Genomic DNA, 18,966 nt, shown 5'->3' with positions numbered 1-18,966 from the left:
AACGCAGAAATTACTCTTCTTTGCCCAAGTCGCTCACCTGCTTGCTCGCCAACACGCGCTCAACCGTATCCACCACAGCCTGGGTCTGCGGATCGATTTCAATATTAATGCGATGTCCCAGACGTTTCCGTCCCAGCGTAGTGCGATTCAGCGTTTCGGGAATTAAATGCACGCAGAAACGCCCACGCGTCACTTCCCCTACCGTCAGGCTGATACCATCAATCCCGACGAAGCCTTTATGCAGCACGTATTTCATCAGCGCTTCATCTGCCAGACGGAACCAAATCTGATGGTTATTCTCTGAAACCTGAATCTTCACCACTTCCGCCGTACACATAATATGGCCCGACATGACGTGTCCACCGATCTCGTCACCAAACTTCGCGGCACGCTCAATATTCACGACATCGCCTTCATGAATATCGCCCAGATTCGTTAATCGCAGTGTTTCTTTCATGAGATCGAAGCTGACGCGATCGCCGTCAATGGCGGTTACCGTCAGGCAGCAGCCATTGTGCGCCACCGAGGCACCGGGTACAAGTCCAGGCAGCAGATCGTGCGGGAGTTGGACAACGTGCGTGCGAAAGTTGGATTTTTCTTCAATCGACACCACTGGCGCGGTGCCCTGAACAATACCGGTAAACATACGGTTTGCCTCTTAAAAACAAAGAAATGATTTTGTGCAGTGTGCCCGATATTTAGCTGAAAACCAAACCGGAATACCGCACACCACATTGCTATCGGAACCGTAGCGTAACAAAAAGAATATATTCTCTTCCATGCTGGTTTACTTTCGTTAAGTCGTTACAATGATCCTCTCTTTATCCCGATCTGTTTCTTATATCTGAGTTATTTATTCCGCCGTCAAGTCATTCAAGGAAGGTATCCGTGCAACAGTATCTGACAGAAGCGCGTAAATTATCGGCGCTTGCTGTTCCTGTCATTATTGCGCAAGTGTCTCAAACATCAATGGGCGTCGTTGACACCGTCATGGCTGGTGCCTATAGCGCCACCGATATGGCCGCCGTTGCTGTAGGAACGTCTATCTGGCTACCCGCTATTCTTTTTGGTCACGGTCTGCTGTTGGCGCTGACGCCTGTTGTCGCACAGCTCAACGGTTCCGGCCGACGCGATCGCATCTCGCATCAGGTGCGGCAAGCCTTTTTCCTAGCCGCTATTATTTCTGTCTTTACGATGCTGATGCTGTATCAGGGGGAATATGCCATTAACCTGATGAGCGACGATTCGCCAGAGCTGGCGGAAAAGGCCATTGGCTACCTGCATGCGCTGCTGTGGGGCGTACCTGGCTATCTGTTCTATCAGGTTTTGCGCTGCCAGTGCGAAGGGCTGTCCAAAACCTACCCTGGCATGATGATTGGATTCATCGGGTTATTAATCAATATCCCGATCAACTATGTCTTTATCCACGGTAAATTTGGCATGCCCGAACTGGGCGGCGTAGGCTGCGGCGTCGCTACCGCATCGGTTTATTGGATCATGATGCTGTTGATGATGGCCTATACCCAACACACTTCCTGGCTACGCGACATCCGGCTGAATCGTCCGGCATTCCGCCCGGATTTTTCCGTATTAAAGCGCCTGTTTGGCCTCGGTTTACCCATCGCGCTGGCGCTGCTGTTTGAAGTCACCCTGTTTGCCGTAGTGGCGCTGTTGGTGTTACCGCTGGGCGTTGTCGATGTGGCAGGTCACCAGATTGCCCTGAATTTCAGTTCGCTGATGTTCGTCCTTCCGCTCTCGGTTGGCGTCGCCACCACCATTCGTGTCGGACATCGGTTAGGGGAAGGTTCGGTCGAGAACGCTCGCATTGCCGCGCATACCGGCATTCTGGCCGGCGTGGCGTTAGCCAGCTGTACGGCCATTTTCACCACGCTGCTGCGTGAGCCTATCGCGCTGCTCTACAATCAGGACCCGCTGGTGGTGGCAATGGCTTCTCAGCTCATGCTGTTGGCTGCCGTTTATCAAATTTCCGATGCCGTTCAGGCCATCGGCAGCGGCGTATTGCGCGGGTATAAAGATACCCGGTCGATTTTCTATATTACGTTCACGGCATACTGGATGCTGGGGTTACCAAGCGGCTATCTTCTGGCCTTGACGGATATCGTCGTACCGCGCATGGGGCCTGCGGGTTTCTGGTGTGGTTTCATCATTGGTTTGACAGCAGCAGCCGTGATGATGGTGACCCGCATTCGTTTTCTTCAGCGCCAGCCTGCCGCACAGATTTTAGCGCGCGCCGCCCGCTAGATAACGTTTATCCATTTTGAGTCGAAAAAAACGGCGAAATGGACACAAGCACAGCAATCGCACTGGTAAGAGCACAAAATTGCATTTTTCCTCTTGCCAGTTTTCCCCTTGCTCGCTACTATTCGCCTCGCTGTCAGACAAGCAGAACGGTATCTTAATGCGTTCATAGCTCAGTTGGTTAGAGCACCACCTTGACATGGTGGGGGTCGTTGGTTCGAGTCCAATTGAACGCACCATTCCCTATTTTCGGTATAATTTACTTTCCACCATTTCTTACTGAAAATAAACGGCTATATCCTCTGTTGCATCTGCTTTATTATCTTCCCGCAATATCGATTTAATTCCGTCTACCCCTGGCCTGCTATTCAGGTTGTTCAGCGTCCTATGTGATGCTGTCCCGAATATTTAGCGAGGTGATGATGCAGCAAAGAAAGCCCCCCGCTGTTCAAGGAATTTGCCGCTCCGTTCAGGGAGTTTATGTTGAAACTGAAGAAACAGTCTGCTGCCGGATAAATTGAATAGGTATCACGGCGGAACATAATGCGCCCCACGCCGCATCAATACCAGCATGGAGCGCGTTTATGCCTTACTCTGCCAGATCGAAGCGATCCGCATTCATCACTTTCACCCAGGCAGCAACAAAGTCATTCACAAACTTTTCTTTATTGTCGTCCTGTGCGTACACCTCGGCGTAAGAACGCAAAATGGAATTGGAACCAAAGACCAAATCCAGACGCGTCGCCGTCCATTTGACTTCACCCGTTTTACGATCGCGGATTTCATACAGGTCTTTACGGTAGGGCTTCCACGTGTATTTCATATCGGTCAGGTTGACGAAGAAATCATTCGTCAGCGCACCCTCACGATCGGTGAATACACCGTGCTTAGCGCCGCCATAGTTCGTTCCCAGTACGCGTAATCCACCAACCAGCACCGTCATCTCATTCGCCGTTAACCCCATCAGTTGAGTGCGATCGAGCATCAACTCTTCCGGGCTCACGGCATAATCTTTCTTCAACCAGTTGCGGTAGCCATCGTGGATTGGTTCGAGAACATCGAAAGACTCCGCATCGGTCAGGGCATCGGTGGTGTCGCCGCGTCCCGGTGCAAACGGCACAGTGATATTCATACCAGCGGCTTTCGCGGCTTTCTCAATCCCCACATTACCGGCCAGCACAATGGTATCGGCCACGCTAGCTCCGGTTGCAGCCGCAATGCTTTCCAGCACGACTAACACGCGCGCCAGACGCTCAGGTTCGTTCCCGACCCAGTCTTTCTGTGGAGCAAGACGAATACGCGCACCGTTGGCACCGCCGCGCATATCGGAACTGCGGAACGTGCGGGCGCTATCCCAGGCGGTTGTTACCAGCTCGCTAATGGACAGGCTACTTTCCGCAATGCGGGCTTTGACAACATCGACATCATAATCGGTACGTCCTGCCGGAACCGGGTCCTGCCACAGTAAATCTTCCTGCGGCACATCTGGACCTAAGTAACGCGCTTTCGGTCCCATATCGCGGTGCGTCAGTTTGAACCATGCGCGGGCAAACACCTCGGAGAAATAAGCCTGATCCTGATAGAAACGCTCGGAAATCTTGCGATATTCCGGGTCAACTTTCAGCGCCATATCGGCATCGGTCATCATCGGGTTGTAACGGATAGACGGGTCTTCAACATCCACCGGTTTGTCTTCTTCTTTAATGCTGACAGGTTCCCACTGCCATGCACCCGCCGGACTCTTTTTCAGTTCCCATTCATGATTCAGCAACATGTGAAAGAAACCGTTATCCCACTGCGTTGGATGCGTTGTCCAGGCACCTTCCAGCCCACTAGTGACAGTGTAACGACCTTTACCCGTTCCCGTCGGGTTATGCCAGCCAAGTCCTTGCTCTCCAACATCCGCACCTTCCGGTGCCGCCCCCAGCAGACTGGCGTCGCCATTACCGTGGGTTTTACCTACCGTGTGTCCGCCCGCGGTCAAGGCAACGGTTTCTTCATCATTCATCGCCATACGAGAGAACGTCACGCGCATATCCTGTGCGGTCCGCAGCGGATCGGGATTGCCATCGACGCCTTCCGGGTTAACGTAAATCAGCCCCATCTGCACAGCAGCCAGCGGGTTTTCCAGCGTGGTGCGATCGTCGCTGCTATAGCGCTCAGTGCTCTTCGCCAGCCACTCTTTTTCGGAACCCCAGTAGACGTCTTTTTCCGGGTGCCAGATATCTTCACGTCCAAAGGCGAAGCCGAATGTTTTCAGTCCCATAGATTCGTAAGCGATATTACCCGCCAGAATAATCAGGTCCGCCCAACTGAGTTTATTGCCGTACTTTTTCTTGATTGGCCAAAGTAAACGACGCGCTTTATCAAGGCTGACGTTATCCGGCCAGGAGTTGAGCGGTGCAAAACGCTGGTTACCGGTTCCACCACCGCCGCGACCATCGGCAGTACGGTAAGAACCCGCTGAGTGCCAGGCCATACGAATCATCAGGCCGCCGTAGTGTCCCCAGTCCGCTGGCCACCACTCTTGGCTGTCGGTCATCAGTGCATGCAGGTCTTTCTTGAGGGCCTCGACATCAAGGGTTTTCAGGGCATCGCGGTAGCTGAAATCGCTGCTTAACGGGTTAGTCTTGCTGTCGTGCTGATGAAGAATGTCGAGATTGAGGGCATTTGGCCACCAGTCCGTATTTGATGAGCCAGCAGAAGTATTTCCGCCGTGCATAACCGGACACTTGCCGGCTGGTTTCGTTTTATTCTCGTCCATCATTATCTCCAGTATGTTGCATTGCCTTAATCGCTGCGCAAGAAGGCGGGTCGTTCTCCGATAGCGCTACCAGATCCCTCACCTATTCCCTCTTCTTGATGCAAGACAGTGCCAGAGTCTCCCTATGATTTATAATTGTATATGCTAACTTCTGCGATAGCTTAAGCTGATGAAAAGCAGCTCAACCACGCATTTTTCCTATCTGGATCAATAATCTTACTGATAGAACGGCCTGCGATAATGAGCCTGCTTACCATAGATAATGCCGACTGTTTAAGGAACGCGATACCAGGCGCTCCCCAATAACCTACAGCGACGGCGAACAGAGTATGAACTGGGTAGTTTCAGCGCGTTTCCCTAAGCGGATCGGAAAGCCGTTCCACAGGCCCGCACCATTGCTCACGTACAGATGCATACCATCCACATTATAGCTATCGGACACATAGCCTTCATTCGCCAACTGCGTCACCCAGTGCATGCCCAACACCTGGCCGCCGTGCGTATGACCAGAGAGTTGTAAATTCGCCCCGGCACGCGCATTCTCTTTCGTCCCTGTTGGCCGATGGCTGAGCAGAACCACGGCGCTATCTGGCGATATTCCATTGAGCGCAGCGCCAGTATCCGGCAGTGGCTGTTGAAAATCTAGAGGGCGATAAGCCCGGTAATGACATGAAACACGGATGTTTTTCTCTCTTTATCGATTATTCTCGTGAACATATCAGATAACGTCATGCTGTAAGACCAGACAATTCAAACAAAACAGCAGACGCTAATAGAAACCAGTCCATACCCAGTTCTCCTTACACAGTGAATATGGATCGTCCCATGAATCCTTTTCGCGTCATGGGGTCGTCCCCTGTTAGGCATGCTATGCCGCGATACGATAACGTTGCAGCATCCGGGAGTAAAATCAGTGCGTAAACGGTCCGCCAATCGACGAGACCGCATAAAAATGAACAGCCACAGCGGCATATTTTGCTGAAGCCGCCGCATCATTCGACGAATCCGGCTAAACATTCGACACTTGAAAGAGGATGATAAACAAAGCGCTTGCCACTCGCGCCGGAGCCGTCCATAATAGCGCCCATTCCAAACACTGGAATGAAGAAAAGCATTTTAATCAAAACGTTACTGATTAAAATGTGATCTCCTGTACGACCGTAGCTCAGTTGGTTAGAGCACCACCTTGACATGGTGGGGGTCGGTGGTTCGAGTCCACTCGGTCGTACCAATTCGCGTTCTGTAATTTTAACCTACGCCCGTAGGTTGATGAATGTGAATTGACACTTATCCCACATAAATTATTTTCACGCCGTAGATACGTTACATATTCAAAAAATATTACGAATTATTCGTAATAATGATACATCCCCCTAGAACCTACCTAATTTAATAACTGAAAATTGCTGATGCCTTCAATGAGTAGAACATGTACTTTTCGATGAAGGACCCGATGACTTTTTCATGAAGCTCAACAGAGCGAGAAAAGCAGAGGGTTTTGCGGGCCAAACGTTTCAGCCCCGTTCTCAGCGTCAGGTTGTTGCGCTCAATGTGCTGAGTAAAAATCTTGCCGATCAAATGCTCTTTCGGAAGCTCTCTGGCATAGCTTCCCCATTCATCTGTGGCCAGCATTCCGATGTTAAAGGGCCTGAGCAGTGCCAGTCATTCACAACAGATTTCATCGTTACGTGGCCCAAAAGTGTAGGCCAGAACGCCCCCCGTTTTCGAGTTGTACACGAACCCGAGCTAGTGCTGGCAGGCCTTGCTGCCGATAAAACTCCATTGTTCATCCCGTTCACAGATAAACGTCACGTCAGCACGGGCTACCGAAGATGAGGAGACTCGTCGTGGCGAGAGTTTTTTAACGTCCGGATGACGGTGTTGATACCGGCTTTCAGTGTTCTGGCGGTATCGCGCCCCCCGGCACCGTTGAAAGCCACTTCGGTTATCAGCTCTTTAACTCCGGGTTTGCGGGCTTCATAAAGGTAAGTGAGCTTGAAAGACGCGGTGAACAGCAACGGTCGTGTCCTTTGGGAGCTGTCCATGACGATAAACCTGAGCAGACTGACAACGGGGACAATAAACGGTAACGCTGACTATGGGTAAACCTCAAAAGCGAGGATTATCATTACATTCAAACAATTAGAGGCATCACCAATTATATAAAAACAACAACATAAATTAATTCATGACAGATGATAAAAAATTAAATGGGCTCCATTTTATGGAGCCCATTTTTCTAATAATTAATCTAAAGCATACGCAATCACATAGTCACCACGATCCGGAGACTGGCGAGCACCTCCTGCTGAGATCAGAATATACTGTTTACCATTTTTTGGTGAAATATAACTGATTGGCCCACCTTGGGAACCCACAGGTAAACGAGCTTTCCAGACCTCTTTCCCGGTCGCACTGTCATAAGCGCGCAGATAGTAATCCTGGGTACCGGCAATAAAGACCAAACCGCCCTGGGTTGCTAACGTACCGCCTAGTGTTGGCATGCCAACCGGCATCTGTGCTTTCATCTTGATGCCAAATGGCCCGGTGTCCTGAACCGTACCGACAGGAACCTGCCAAACGATTTTTTTAGTTTTCATATCGATTGCTGAGAGCGAACCGAATGGTGGCTTCTGGCAAGGAATACCTAAAGGTGACATAAAGCGATTTTTATTGACGCTGTACGGTGTCCCCTTCAGAGGCACTGCCCCCATGCCGGCATTCACAGACTCCCCGCCGTTACTGGCTGCTGCATTCTCATTATCCGCTTTAATCATCTGCACCCAGAGACCCAAACGCATGTCGTTAACAAACATATACTGATGCGTTGGATCAAATGAGATGCTTCCCCAGTTCATTCCACCTAAAGATCCCGGAAAACTGAGTGATACATCGGTGCCCGGTACGGTAAACAGACCATCGTAACGCATGGATTTAAACCCGATGCGGCAAGCCAGCAGGTCAAACGGCGTGGCGCCCCACATGTCGGACTCTGTTAAAGTCTGGTTACCAATCTGTGGCATGCCGACGGAGAACGGCTGTGTAGCAGTATACTGCTCACCTGGAATGCTGCCTTTTTTGATCGGTTTCTCTTCAACTTTGGTCAACGGTTTGCCCGTTTCACGTTCAAGCACCCAGATCATACCGGTTTTAGCACCAATAACCACAGCCGGTCGTGTAGAGCCATCGTCCATTGGGAAATCAACCAGGCTAGGCTGCATGGGTAAATCGAAATCCCACAAGTCGTTATGAACAGTTTGATACACCCACTTTTCTTTACCTGTTGTCGCATCAAGGGCCAGAATCGATGCACCATACTTGTGATCAAGTGCAGTACGATCGGCGCCCCACAGGTCTACAGAAGAGCTGCCCATTGGGATGAATACCGTGTTCATCTCTGGATCATATGACATCGGTGCCCAAGAGTTCGGGGTACTGCGCGCATAGGTCTGTCCAGGTTCTAACGTTTTGATGGTGGGATCATTGCTACCCGGATCAAATGCCCAACGCATTTTTCCACTGATCACATCAAACCCGCGTAACACACCTCCGGGCATATCTGTCTGAACGTTATCCGCCACACGGCCGCCAACCACCACAGTGGTTCCCGCAACAGTTGGGGCAGAAGTGAGCTGGTACTGAGGATCAGGCGCATCCCCGAGCCCTGCTTTTAAGTCAACTTGACCATTGTCACCAAAAAATTGACAAAACTCTCCAGTATCCGCATTGAGCGCAATCAGACGTGCATCAATGGTATTCATCAAAATACGGCGCTGACAGGTGTCACCCGGCTGAAGTGTAACCACATCAACAGGCGTTGAACCTGGTTTCGTTGGCTGCTCTACTGGTTTCGTAGCATCAAACCATGCCAGTCCACGGCAACGGTTCCACACCTGACTATCGGCATTGATCTCTTGCTTCCAGATTGTCTTACCGGTGTCAGCTTCAACCGCAATCACATTATTATGAGGAGTACAAAAATAGAGCGAGTTCCCTATTTGCAGAGGCGTTTGCTGATCTTCAGCCCCATTTCCCCCAGGGCTTATGGGCGTATCACCAGTACGATAAGTCCATGCCACTTTTAGATCTTTGACATTGTCACGATTAATCTGGTTCTGCGCGACAAAGCGATTACCGCCGGGGGTATTCCCATAGTTTGACCATTCCGTATGCTCTGTACCCGGTTTAATCGGTTCAATTGCCAGAGGTTTTCCTTCATCAACAATAGGATGAGGAACAAACATCTGCCAAAATGTTACGACCATACCCACCAAAATCACTCCACTGAGCGTATATGCCGGTATACGCAGAACACTTTTCCCCTGCTGTACGCGCAGAGCTGGCAAGGTTAATAGCATGATAAACATCAGACCAGCGGGTACCATCAGGCGAGCCACTAACGGCCAAAACTCCATACCAGCATCGTAAAAAGACCAAATAACCGTCACAAGAAAGGCGAGAGCAAACAAGAAAACAGCGGAGGATTTGCGACGAAATAGCTGGATGGCGGATAGCAGCATCAGAATGCCAGCGCCTGCAAAATAGCTACTTCCTCCCAAGGAAAGCAGCTTAACGCCACCTATAATGTAGTACAACGAGACGCTCAGGAGAATCAGTCCAAGGAGCAAGCACCAGACGCGCAGCCCTTTCTGATTATATTTTTTGTCAAGTTTCATTTGAACTCACTAAGACAATATTATTTGAAGTACCTATTTTAGACTAAATTTTTGTTCTGCACTTGCTTTTATTCTGCACTTGCTTTTATTCCGCACTTGTTTTTGTTGGATAAATCAAATTATAGGCGAATATTTTTGAAGAAGGGATTCGCTTGAAAAACGGAAAAATCCTATGCCAAGCCTATTTCTTAATCAGGCTTGACAATCAGATTTGAGCTGTGAGTTCAACGGGTCGATGCAACGCTATCCTTAAAGCTAACAGCTATTGTTTAAAGTCCAAAACGCCGTGAAGTCACGGTGTGAATCCCTTACTGAGCCCCATCACCGTGCACTTCTTCAAATCACACGTAAGTAAACGATACCTATCCTTCAGGCGTTTTATTTTTTCTCACCATAGGCTAACGCCAGCTTGGCGTAGAAATCTTCCAACGTGAAACGAGCATCAACGGCGCTATACACTCGGATTTGACGCGCATTTTCCTGAGATGCATAGGTCAGATCGTCATTTAATTGAGGGGCGTTGACCAGTGTATAGTGATATTCGTGGTCATCCAGCAGCAGAGAGACTGAAGGGTTATCACCCAAGACCCAGACTTCGCTTTTCGGCCAGGGAACATCCTTGATGGTTTCGGAAATCGCACGATTAAATTCGATCAGTTGTTGCCACAGGTACTCCCCGACTTTCCCTTGCGGCTTCACGCGCACGGCAAGTTCAGACAGCGAAACGCGCACGGACATATAGACATTATGTGGTACCTGCCATAGCGGTACCTGAGATTTGAATACGCTGTTTGCCGCGATCGGGTCGTTGAACATATTGTATTCCCAGCCACCTTTCGGATAAGGCATGCCACCAATCCACACCACTGTCATTTTGCTGGCGATCTTCGGCTCGGCCTGCAATGCAGCGGCGATATCCGTAATCGGCCCCATGACTAGCACAAACAGTGGGTGCGAATCATCTTTTAACGCTTCCTCGATCAGCATTTGCGCCCCTTCACTCAACGCAGGCGCGCCACCGTCGGCTTTCAGCGCCTGTGTCGCACCGCGATAAACGGGAATGTCGGTCTTTCCCATCACCTTCATCAGCCGTTGAAGTTCGTGGTAGCTCTCCATCATGCTGTTTTCGCCATCACGTTTCATCAACGGCGCAGTACGGGAGTAATGAGCGGCAATTAACCCTTTTACTTGCATCGTCGGCGTCAGTACCGCATGGGCAACGGCAAAATCATCATCAGCCTCGTTTTTGGCATCGGCGCTGATAACGACGCGAATCTGCTTATGATCGGCCACGTCAAAAAGTGAAGTTTGAGCCTGCGCGCTGAATGCGCTGAGGAAAGGCAACGCCACGAACAACATGGCGAAACGAGAAAAATATCTGTAAATAGACATAATTATCCTTAACGGAGCTTGACAGTCGTTGATATGGCAGCCCACGGCAGGCTGCCATCAGAGAAAGCGAGCGTGCGACAACACGGCCCGCAGCACGAAGACGCTATTTAAAAAGCTTCTGAACAAATTCGCTGTAGGCCGGTCGCCAGACATCCATTTCATGGCCGAGATTGGGATAATGGCGGTAATCAAACCGGATATTCTTCTGCTCCAGTACGGTTTTCAGACCGGCAATATCTTTACCCGTGATGTTGTCAGTTTCGCCAATCACTACCGTAAAGTTCTTCAGTTGCTGATTAATCTGCTCAGGCCGCTCAAGCTGTGCGGTAACGGCCGTGTTTGGCACCGTTTCGGTGGTAACGCCGCTGAACGTGGCCAGCCAGCCGAAGTGATCCAGATGGCTCATGCCAGATACCAACGCCTGATAGCCGCCCTGCGACAGCCCGGCCAGCGCCCTGCCGTTTGCATCCTGACGGACGTTAAAGCGTTTGCCGATCTCCGGGATAAGGTCATGAATCAGTTCCCTGTCCGCTGCCAGCGCATTGCGCGGATAGAACACCTTACGGCGCTCCTGCGGTGGATATTCTTCTGGGATGATGCCGGGCACGTCCGTTTCCGTATCCGGAATGACAACCAGCATCGGCTCAATCTTTTTCTCTGCCAGCAGGTTATCCATCATCTGCGGTATCCGCCCCTGCACCACGGCCGATGCCGCCGTGTCGCCAAAGCCATGATAAAAGTAGAGTACCGGCAACGGTTTTGACGATTCGCTATAACCCGGCGGGGTCCAGACATACACCTGGCGCTCTGATTTCAATGCGTTAGAGTGATAGGTCAGCGTTCTCAGTTCGCCGTGTGGCACCTGGCGCATATCCAGAATGCTCCCCGGCACCAGAATCAGGCTGGTATTGACCTGACGTTGCGGTTTAGTAAACGCCGTACCCGTATCAATGGTACGAAAGCCATCCACGCTGAAAAAATATTCATACAGGTTCGGTGCCAGCGCAGGCGTCTTGAACGACCACACGCCAGATTCATCTTTCGTCATCGCATGGGACACGATGCTATCGGGCGTCGAACCGGTAAAAACACTGACTTGTTTCGCCGTTGGCGCAAACAGGCGGAAAGTAATGCTGCTATCCGCATTCACCGCGGTAACATACTGACTCACAGGAACCGTTGCCGACGGCATAACAGGAAAATCTACAGGTAGCGCAGAAGCGTTGCCAGAAATTCCCGCCAGTACACTCAGGGTCAATAATGATAAAGCTATTTTCTTCGTGTTCATTCGCATAATCTCATCCCGAATACCATTTAATCGAGTCTGTTTTGCTAAATGTAGCGGCACCGCCGAAGCGGTACCGGTGTGATGACAGGAATTACCACCAGACTTCCGCTTGAACTCCTAAGGAGAATTGATCGCTCTTACTGTCGTTAAAGGTGGCTTTGCTGATGTCGTTATCTTCAATTTTCAGGTACGTGCCATAAAAACGAATTTCCGGCCTCGACGTCAGGATACTGGTATTAACCTTGAGGGCGTGATAAAGCGTCGTTTTATAACCCGATTCATGGTAATTCACGCTACTCGCTTTATTGGTCTGGTTGAAGTACGCCAATTCCACCCCCGTCTGGTTAAATTTATCCCAAATATAGGCTGGACGAAGCACGGCACGAAAACTGTCAAAATCGGTATTGGCACCCGTATCGTAGCTATAAATATCATTCCCTTTTGAATAGACTAACGCATTCGCCATAATAATATCATCACGTAAATATATTTCCCCTTGCGAGATCACACGGAATGCATTTCCAGAATGATTACCGTAATAATCACCATTTTGGCTATACGTTGGGTTCGCATCGGATATATTGGCGAAACCGCTCGCAATAGCATTGCTCGCCCCCTGTACAGTAAATTCATTAAACCCGCCATTATATAGACCCTGACGTAAAATGACACCGGCGGTCCAGGCATCTTTCAGTTTATAAGACAAACCATCACTTTCGTCATTTTTCTGTACATTGTCTTTATTGGCTTGTGCATATTTACCGATCAGAGACAGCGTTGCATTATCCCAGAGTGGAATGCCTTTATAGCGAATATCAATCGCGTTGGTATTGACCTGATGTTTATCCTGCGGCGAGCTGCTGTTACGCGGGTTATATAATGCATGACGGGCGTTAACATCTTCACGATTCAAAGAGATATCCAACTGTCCTACACCCAACTGCCAGTTTTCAATACCTACACCGCCTGCCGCTTCGGAACGGTGGCTTTTCCAGTCCAGCATCTGGATTTCATAGACGGGTAAGGTGTTTTTACCTACCCAGAAATCAGCCTCTGGCGCGAACGGTAAGAATCCTTTTGTTGTGACGTACATTTGAGAGAACTGTAATTTATTTTCGTTAGTCGCGTCTTCACCAAACCAGGCGCTGTTGTACTGCATCCCCACATTGCCGTCCAATTGAACCACGGCATCGACGCGCTTGTTGCCCTCTTCAAACACTTTCTGATTCAAGGAGAGATCAAACCAGCCGCTGTGTTCATTGCCAAAACGCCCCAGCGAACCAATCGCATAAGATTTTGGTGAACCATGATCGGCAGTGGCCCATCCCGAACGGAAGTAACCCGTGTAGCTAAAACCAAGGTCATTTTTAACGTATTGACTAATTTCAGCCAGCGTCAGCGGTTTGGGCTGCGTATTGGCAGTAGTGGCCACATCAACCGTGTTTGTCGCAGATTGAGCAGTCGGAACAGTCACAGTCTGGTTAACCTGAGAACTGTCTACGGATGCAACAGCCAGCGTTTTATCTTTCGCCGTTGAAGTTGCAGTAACTCGGGTTTTATTCTCTGCGTTCGCTTTATATTCACGTAGCTCTTTTTTCGTTGACTGCAATTCGGCTTTATTTGCCGCCAGTTCTTTCTCCAATAGTTCCAGCCTTTCTTCTACGGTCAATTTTGCGGCCATAGCACCATTAGACAAAAACACTGAGGACATCAGTAATACTATCATCTTTACAGGGAATTTTTTACGCATGATTATTATCCGAACAGGGTACATTTTAACATTGAAAACAGTGGTTTTAAGTCGAATTAACCCACTCGCGATGCGAGTTGCAAGTCCGCCTATTTATAAAAATTGTGTAAACCCAAGTGATCGTTTATATAATTTAATGGCTAGCCATTCCCTCCTGCATCATTTTTCCCATAGGTAATAAAAAAGAGTTCGCATTCATTCCAGATTTTATTTCCCTGAGAATGAATGCATATTTGACATCATCGATGTGATGATTTATTTCAATATTTCACCATTAGAGGAAATCACTTCTTTATACCAGTAGAAACTTTTCTTACGCCGACGTTCTAATGTACCGTTCCCTTCATCATCACGATCGACATAAATGAAGCCGTAGCGTTTAGACATTTCGGCTTTTGACGCACTGACCAGATCGATAGGCCCCCAGCAGGTATAACCCATCACCTCAACGCCATCTTCCAATGCTTCACCCACTTGATACAGGTGATCGTTCAGGTATTTGATGCGATAGTCATCGTTAATGCTGCCGTCGCTTTCCAGTTTGTCTTTGGCCCCTAAACCATTCTCCACAATGAATAGCGGTTTTTGGTAGCGGTCATACAGATAGTTCAGCAAATAGCGCAACCCTTCGGGATCAATCTGCCAACCCCACTCAGAACTTGCCAGATGCGGATTAGGCACCATGTTCAAAATATTGCCGCGGGCTTTCTGGTTCACTTCTTCATCCGTGGTCACACAGCCCGTCATGTAGTAGCTGAACGAGATAAAATCAATGGTTTCTTTCAGCGACTGGCGATCGTCTTCCGTTACCGTCAGCGTAATACCGTGCTGTGCAAAGAAACGCTTCATGTACGCCGGGTAGTACCCTCTGGTTTGTACATCGCCAAAGAACAGCCAGTCGCGATTCTGCTGCATGGTTTCCATGACATCCGCAGGCTTGCAGGTTAGTGGATAAAACATGGAACCCAACATCATATTGCCGATTTTGGCATCAGGAATGATGTCATGACACGCCTTCACCGCTTTAGCACTCGCAACGAGTTGGTGATGGATCGCCTGATAAATATCCTGCTTACTACTCTCGGTAGGTAAACCAATTCCTGTAAAGGGTGCATGTAATGCGCAGTTAATTTCGTTGAACGTCAGCCAGTATTTTACTTTGTCTTTATAGCGCTGGAATACCGTGCTGGCATAACGTTCAAAGAACATTATGGTTTCACGGCTTCTCCAGCCACCATAGTTCTTCACCAGACCATAAGGCATTTCATAGTGGGACAGCGTCACTAAAGGCTGAATACCGTACTTTGCCATTTCATCAAACAGGCGATCGTAAAAAGCCAGACCAGCCTCATTCGGCTGGGTTTCATCACCCTGAGGGAAAATACGCGTCCAGGCAATCGAGGTTCTCAGGCATTTGAAGCCCATTTCAGCAAAGAGCGCGATGTCTTCGGGATAGCGATGATAAAAATCGATCGCGATATCTTTAATGCCACTGTCGCCCGGTGTACGCGTGACGATCTCGCCAAAAATACCTTGCGGCTGTAAATCGGACGTTGATAACCCTTTGCCGTCCGTTAAATACGCGCCTTCAACCTGATTAGCGGCGATCGCGCCGCCCCACAAGAATGCTTTCGGAAACTGATGGCTCATCTTTTCTCCTCCCAACTGGGTCGTAAATTTCAATGTCAGCGGATTAACGTCAGTAAAGCGCCCTGTTCCTGCACGGTGTTTCCGGCGGTAGGCAGAACATCAACGTAATCTTCGCTATTGGTGATAATGACGGGCGTTGTCGTGTCATAACCGGCTTTCTCAATCGCCTGATAAGCAAACTCCACCAGAAGATCACCCTGCTTCACGACATCGCCGGTCTTAACATGTGCAGTGAAATATTGACCATCCAATTTCACCGTATCGATGCCAACGTGGATGAGCACCTCGGCGCCCTCTTCCGATTCGAGCCCAATGGCATGATTGGTCTTGAACAGCGAGGCGACCGTACCACTCACCGGTGACACCACGCGCCCGGCCTGCGGTTTAATCGCAACCCCTTTTCCCATTAACCCACTGGCGAACGTTTCATCACCGACCTGCTCAAGCGGCAGCACTATGCCTTCAATAGGACTGCTTATCTCTTGCTTACGCGCCACATTGCTCTGACGTGGCGTCGCTTGCGGTACCACCGCAGAAGCATGAGCTTCTGTCGTTTTTTCTTGCGCCGGAATCCCGAACACCCAGGTCGCTACCGCCGCGAAAGTAAAGGCAATCACCGTACCAATAATGGCGGCCCAGATCGTATTATCGACGCCTGTCGGTGGGATAACCTGGGTAAAGGTAAAGATGCTCGGGAAGCCGAAAGAATAAATAGTGGTATGGAAATAACCGAGAATAGCGGCTCCCATTGCGCCACCAACACAGCCAAAAATGAAGGGACGTTTCAGCGGTAGCGTAACACCATAAACTGCAGGTTCTGTAATACCAAAGATTGCTGCCGAGAACGCCGAACCAGAAATACCTTTCAATTTCATGTCGCGGGTACGCAGCAACACGCCCAGTACCGCACCGGCCTGTCCTAAAACTGCCGGAACCAGAAGAGGCAGCATAGTGTCGTGCCCCAATACGCTGAGGTTATTGATCATCAGAGGCGTTAAACCCCAGTGCAGACCAAAAATCACAAACACCTGCCACATCGCGCCCATCAGTGCGCCTGCAATCGTGGAATTCAACCCATAAATCAGTTGATAACCACTGGCTAACATGTGTCCAAGCCAGGTTGCCGCCGGCCCAATCAGCAGGAACGTAACGGGTACCGTGATGCAAAGGCACAATAGCGGCGTGAAGAAATTGCGGATATTGATATGCAATAGGGCATTCAGTGGCCTTTCCAGACGTGAAGCAAGCCAGGCCGAGAAAATAATTGGAATAACGGAAGAAGCATAATTGATGAAGGTAATCGGAATACCCAGGAAATATAGCTCTTGATAACCGGCATTCTGCATGGCACCAAATTCAGCAATCATCGATGGATGCACCAGCGTGGCACCAATTACCATGGTAACAAATGGATTGCCACCAAATTTTTTCCCTGCGGTATAGCCTAATACTACTGGGAAGAAAAAGAATAATGCATCGCTTGCCGCAAAAAGAACTTTATAGGTTCCGCTGGTTTCAACCATCCAACCACACGCCAGACTAAGCGCCAGGAAACCTTTTAAAATACCCGACGCCGCCATCACCCCAATTAACGGCGTAAATATTCCAGAGATAATATCGATGAAGCGGGAGAGAAGATTGCCTTTCTTCTCATCGCCTTCTCCAACATTTGCGGAATCAGTCCTATCGGTCAATCCAGAAATATCCAGTAAGCTGTGATAGACATCACTGACATGATTGCCTATGACGACCTGAAATTGTCCACCGCTTTCAACCACCATGATCACGCCAGAGTTATCTTTCAGCGTCGCGGCGTCCGCTTTTTTGTTATCTTTTAATTTAAAACGTAATCGGGTTGCGCAGTGTATTACGCTAATGATGTTGCCGCGTCCACCGACACCATCGAGTATCTCACTTGCTAATGCTTTGTATTCCATCGTCTACCCTTAATGAAACATACTTAAATATCAATAACTTAAGATTGCCAGTGCTGTTTGAGACAAAAAAAAACCTAAATCGCTTTTCCCAATAAGCATTGAGAAAACGATTTAGGTTTTGCCTGCCCGCCGAGACCAGCCTGACAGTAACAATCCTGCTTTTTGTCTGCACGACTCATGTGCTGACAATAAAAACGCACTTCATCTGATAATTTGCTTTCCATCTACTTTATGCTTTCACTTTCACTGTATGCAAGTACATTTACCTTGCCGTACGGCTATTTTGTGACGAAAAGCAAATTAACAGAAATTATTCTCCATCACCTGGCTCTATTTTATCCTGACCTTCTGTCCGCACGCGCTCAATATGAATAGTTAAAAACATCAACTCTTCTTTCGTCAACGTGTAGTGATATTTTTGAATAATATGCGTCTGTATTTTTTCCGCACAGCGATAAGATAGTTGATACCGTTCTTTCACGACATCATGCAATGATTCATCATCACTAAATACCGTGCTTTTACCTATTAACCGCTGCGCGAAGAACTTCAAATGCGTCACAAATCGGTGATAGCTTAACGCTTGTTCGTTATAATCCAGATTCAGCTGATATTTTACAATATTCAGAATTTCCTGCATGATTTTGGTAATTTGCAGGACTTCCGGCATTTCACTGTCGAGCTGCGCGTTCACCAAATGCAGAGCAATAAACCCGGCTTCATCTTCTGGTAAGCGCACGGCTAAACGCTGCTCAATAATATCCAGCGCTTCCAGACCGACAGCGAACTCTTTTGGATACAGACGCTTTATTTCCCATAACAGCACATTGCGAATATCGACGCCTTGTTTGTGGCGTTCTATCGCAAAATGACAGTGATCCGTTAAAGAGATATAAACGCTGTTTTGCAGTTTCCCCGGCAAACGATCTTTTGCCAGCAGAATAATCTTGTCTGCAGTCGTGATGACCTCCATCGGAATCTCTGACAGCAACTCCTGTAGGCGTGATGTCATCTCCCCGGATTTCATCACAAACACACGTTCAATCAGCGTTTCGTCCAGCAGATCGCCAGAGTGCTTTTTGAAGCCCAGCCCGCGCCCCATCACAACTGACTCATTATTGTTTTCGTCGATTACGGTAACGACATTATTGTTGAGTATTTTGGCAATCTTCATTTTTCAAACCCTGGAAACAAAAAAACCAGACACCCGTAGCAAGAACGAGCATCTGGTTTTGCCTGCTTACGCAGTA

Annotated in this window: 11 protein-coding genes, 2 tRNA genes and 1 pseudogene; 3 read left to right on the top strand and 11 right to left on the bottom strand. The window is 49.0% G+C overall.

Features of this window, described 5'->3' with window-relative positions; genetic code table 11:
* Positions 1–10: 10 nt before the first annotated feature.
* Complete coding sequence (locus ACKQAD_RS00250) at positions 11–646, bottom strand: riboflavin synthase subunit alpha (RefSeq protein WP_409158285.1); 636 nt, start codon at positions 644–646, stop codon at positions 11–13.
* A 242-nt stretch (positions 647–888) separates the two neighbouring features.
* On the opposite strand from ACKQAD_RS00250, the gene ACKQAD_RS00245 reads away from it, so the two are divergent.
* A complete protein-coding gene (locus ACKQAD_RS00245; RefSeq protein ID WP_409158284.1) occupies positions 889–2,262 on the top strand; it encodes an MATE family efflux transporter in 1,374 nt (457 codons plus the stop codon).
* Between the two features lie 159 nt (positions 2,263–2,421).
* Positions 2,422–2,498: transfer RNA gene (locus ACKQAD_RS00240), tRNA-Val, on the top strand.
* Positions 2,499–2,848: 350 nt separating this feature from the next.
* On the opposite strand, the gene katG is transcribed toward ACKQAD_RS00240, so the two are convergent.
* Entirely contained in the window at positions 2,849–5,023 is a 2,175-nt protein-coding gene (gene katG / locus ACKQAD_RS00235) for a catalase/peroxidase HPI (protein WP_409158437.1), read from the bottom strand.
* 307 nt (positions 5,024–5,330) lie between these two features.
* Positions 5,331–5,603: a hypothetical protein gene (locus ACKQAD_RS00230; RefSeq protein WP_409158283.1), complete on the bottom strand. Its 273-nt coding sequence runs from the start codon at positions 5,601–5,603 to the stop codon at positions 5,331–5,333.
* A gap of 574 nt (positions 5,604–6,177) precedes the next feature.
* Between ACKQAD_RS00230 and ACKQAD_RS00225 the strand changes: the two genes are divergently transcribed.
* Positions 6,178–6,254: transfer RNA gene (locus tag ACKQAD_RS00225), tRNA-Val, on the top strand.
* 158 nt (positions 6,255–6,412) lie between these two features.
* On the opposite strand, the pseudogene ACKQAD_RS00220 reads toward ACKQAD_RS00225, so the two are convergent.
* The 8 genes and pseudogenes from ACKQAD_RS00220 to licT all read right to left on the bottom strand — a co-directional run bounded on the left by ACKQAD_RS00220 (position 6,413) and on the right by licT (position 18,890).
* A pseudogene (locus tag ACKQAD_RS00220) lies at positions 6,413–7,123 on the bottom strand (IS1 family transposase).
* A gap of 146 nt (positions 7,124–7,269) precedes the next feature.
* Positions 7,270–9,699 carry a glucose/quinate/shikimate family membrane-bound PQQ-dependent dehydrogenase gene (locus ACKQAD_RS00215; protein WP_409158282.1) on the bottom strand — a complete coding sequence of 810 codons (2,430 nt, stop codon included), beginning with the start codon at positions 9,697–9,699 and terminating at the stop codon, positions 7,270–7,272.
* A 378-nt stretch (positions 9,700–10,077) separates the two neighbouring features.
* The gene (locus tag ACKQAD_RS00210) at positions 10,078–11,091 is read right to left on the bottom strand and encodes a nucleoside hydrolase (RefSeq protein ID WP_409158281.1); all 1,014 of its coding nucleotides are present in this window, start codon (positions 11,089–11,091) and stop codon (positions 10,078–10,080) included.
* Between the two features lie 103 nt (positions 11,092–11,194).
* The gene (locus ACKQAD_RS00205) at positions 11,195–12,379 is read right to left on the bottom strand and encodes an alpha/beta hydrolase (protein WP_409158436.1); all 1,185 of its coding nucleotides are present in this window, start codon (positions 12,377–12,379) and stop codon (positions 11,195–11,197) included.
* Between the two features lie 91 nt (positions 12,380–12,470).
* Positions 12,471–14,129, bottom strand: a complete 1,659-nt coding sequence (locus ACKQAD_RS00200; RefSeq protein ID WP_409158280.1) for a carbohydrate porin — start codon at positions 14,127–14,129, stop codon at positions 12,471–12,473.
* A gap of 255 nt (positions 14,130–14,384) precedes the next feature.
* Positions 14,385–15,779 (bottom strand): glycoside hydrolase family 1 protein, encoded by a 1,395-nt coding sequence (locus ACKQAD_RS00195; RefSeq protein WP_409158279.1) that lies wholly within the window; start codon positions 15,777–15,779, stop codon positions 14,385–14,387.
* A gap of 35 nt (positions 15,780–15,814) precedes the next feature.
* Positions 15,815–17,716 (bottom strand): PTS beta-glucoside transporter subunit IIABC, encoded by a 1,902-nt coding sequence (gene bglF, locus ACKQAD_RS00190; RefSeq protein WP_409158278.1) that lies wholly within the window; start codon positions 17,714–17,716, stop codon positions 15,815–15,817.
* A gap of 310 nt (positions 17,717–18,026) precedes the next feature.
* Complete coding sequence (licT, locus tag ACKQAD_RS00185; protein WP_409158277.1) at positions 18,027–18,890, bottom strand: BglG family transcription antiterminator LicT; 864 nt, start codon at positions 18,888–18,890, stop codon at positions 18,027–18,029.
* Positions 18,891–18,966: the final 76 nt, after the last annotated feature.

The organism is Pectobacterium artocarpous (assembly GCF_046159765.1).
In the GTDB taxonomy this organism is placed as follows: Bacteria; Pseudomonadota; Gammaproteobacteria; order Enterobacterales; family Enterobacteriaceae; genus Pectobacterium.
Note: the sequence above shows the minus strand (reverse complement) of the source record. Positions and strands in the feature narration are given on the sequence as shown.

Coding starts and splice junctions, on each gene's coding strand:
- katG (WP_409158437.1), bottom strand. CDS start 5,023: ATGGACGAGAATAAAACGAAACCAGCCGGCAAGTGTCCGGTTATGCAC.
- ACKQAD_RS00215 (WP_409158282.1), bottom strand. CDS start 9,699: ATGAAACTTGACAAAAAATATAATCAGAAAGGGCTGCGCGTCTGGTGC.
- ACKQAD_RS00195 (WP_409158279.1), bottom strand. CDS start 15,779: ATGAGCCATCAGTTTCCGAAAGCATTCTTGTGGGGCGGCGCGATCGCC.
- ACKQAD_RS00205 (WP_409158436.1), bottom strand. CDS start 12,379: ATGAACACGAAGAAAATAGCTTTATCATTATTGACCCTGAGTGTACTG.
- licT (WP_409158277.1), bottom strand. CDS start 18,890: ATGAAGATTGCCAAAATACTCAACAATAATGTCGTTACCGTAATCGAC.
- bglF (WP_409158278.1), bottom strand. CDS start 17,716: ATGGAATACAAAGCATTAGCAAGTGAGATACTCGATGGTGTCGGTGGA.
- ACKQAD_RS00210 (WP_409158281.1), bottom strand. CDS start 11,091: ATGTCTATTTACAGATATTTTTCTCGTTTCGCCATGTTGTTCGTGGCG.
- ACKQAD_RS00200 (WP_409158280.1), bottom strand. CDS start 14,129: ATGCGTAAAAAATTCCCTGTAAAGATGATAGTATTACTGATGTCCTCA.
- ACKQAD_RS00250 (WP_409158285.1), bottom strand. CDS start 646: ATGTTTACCGGTATTGTTCAGGGCACCGCGCCAGTGGTGTCGATTGAA.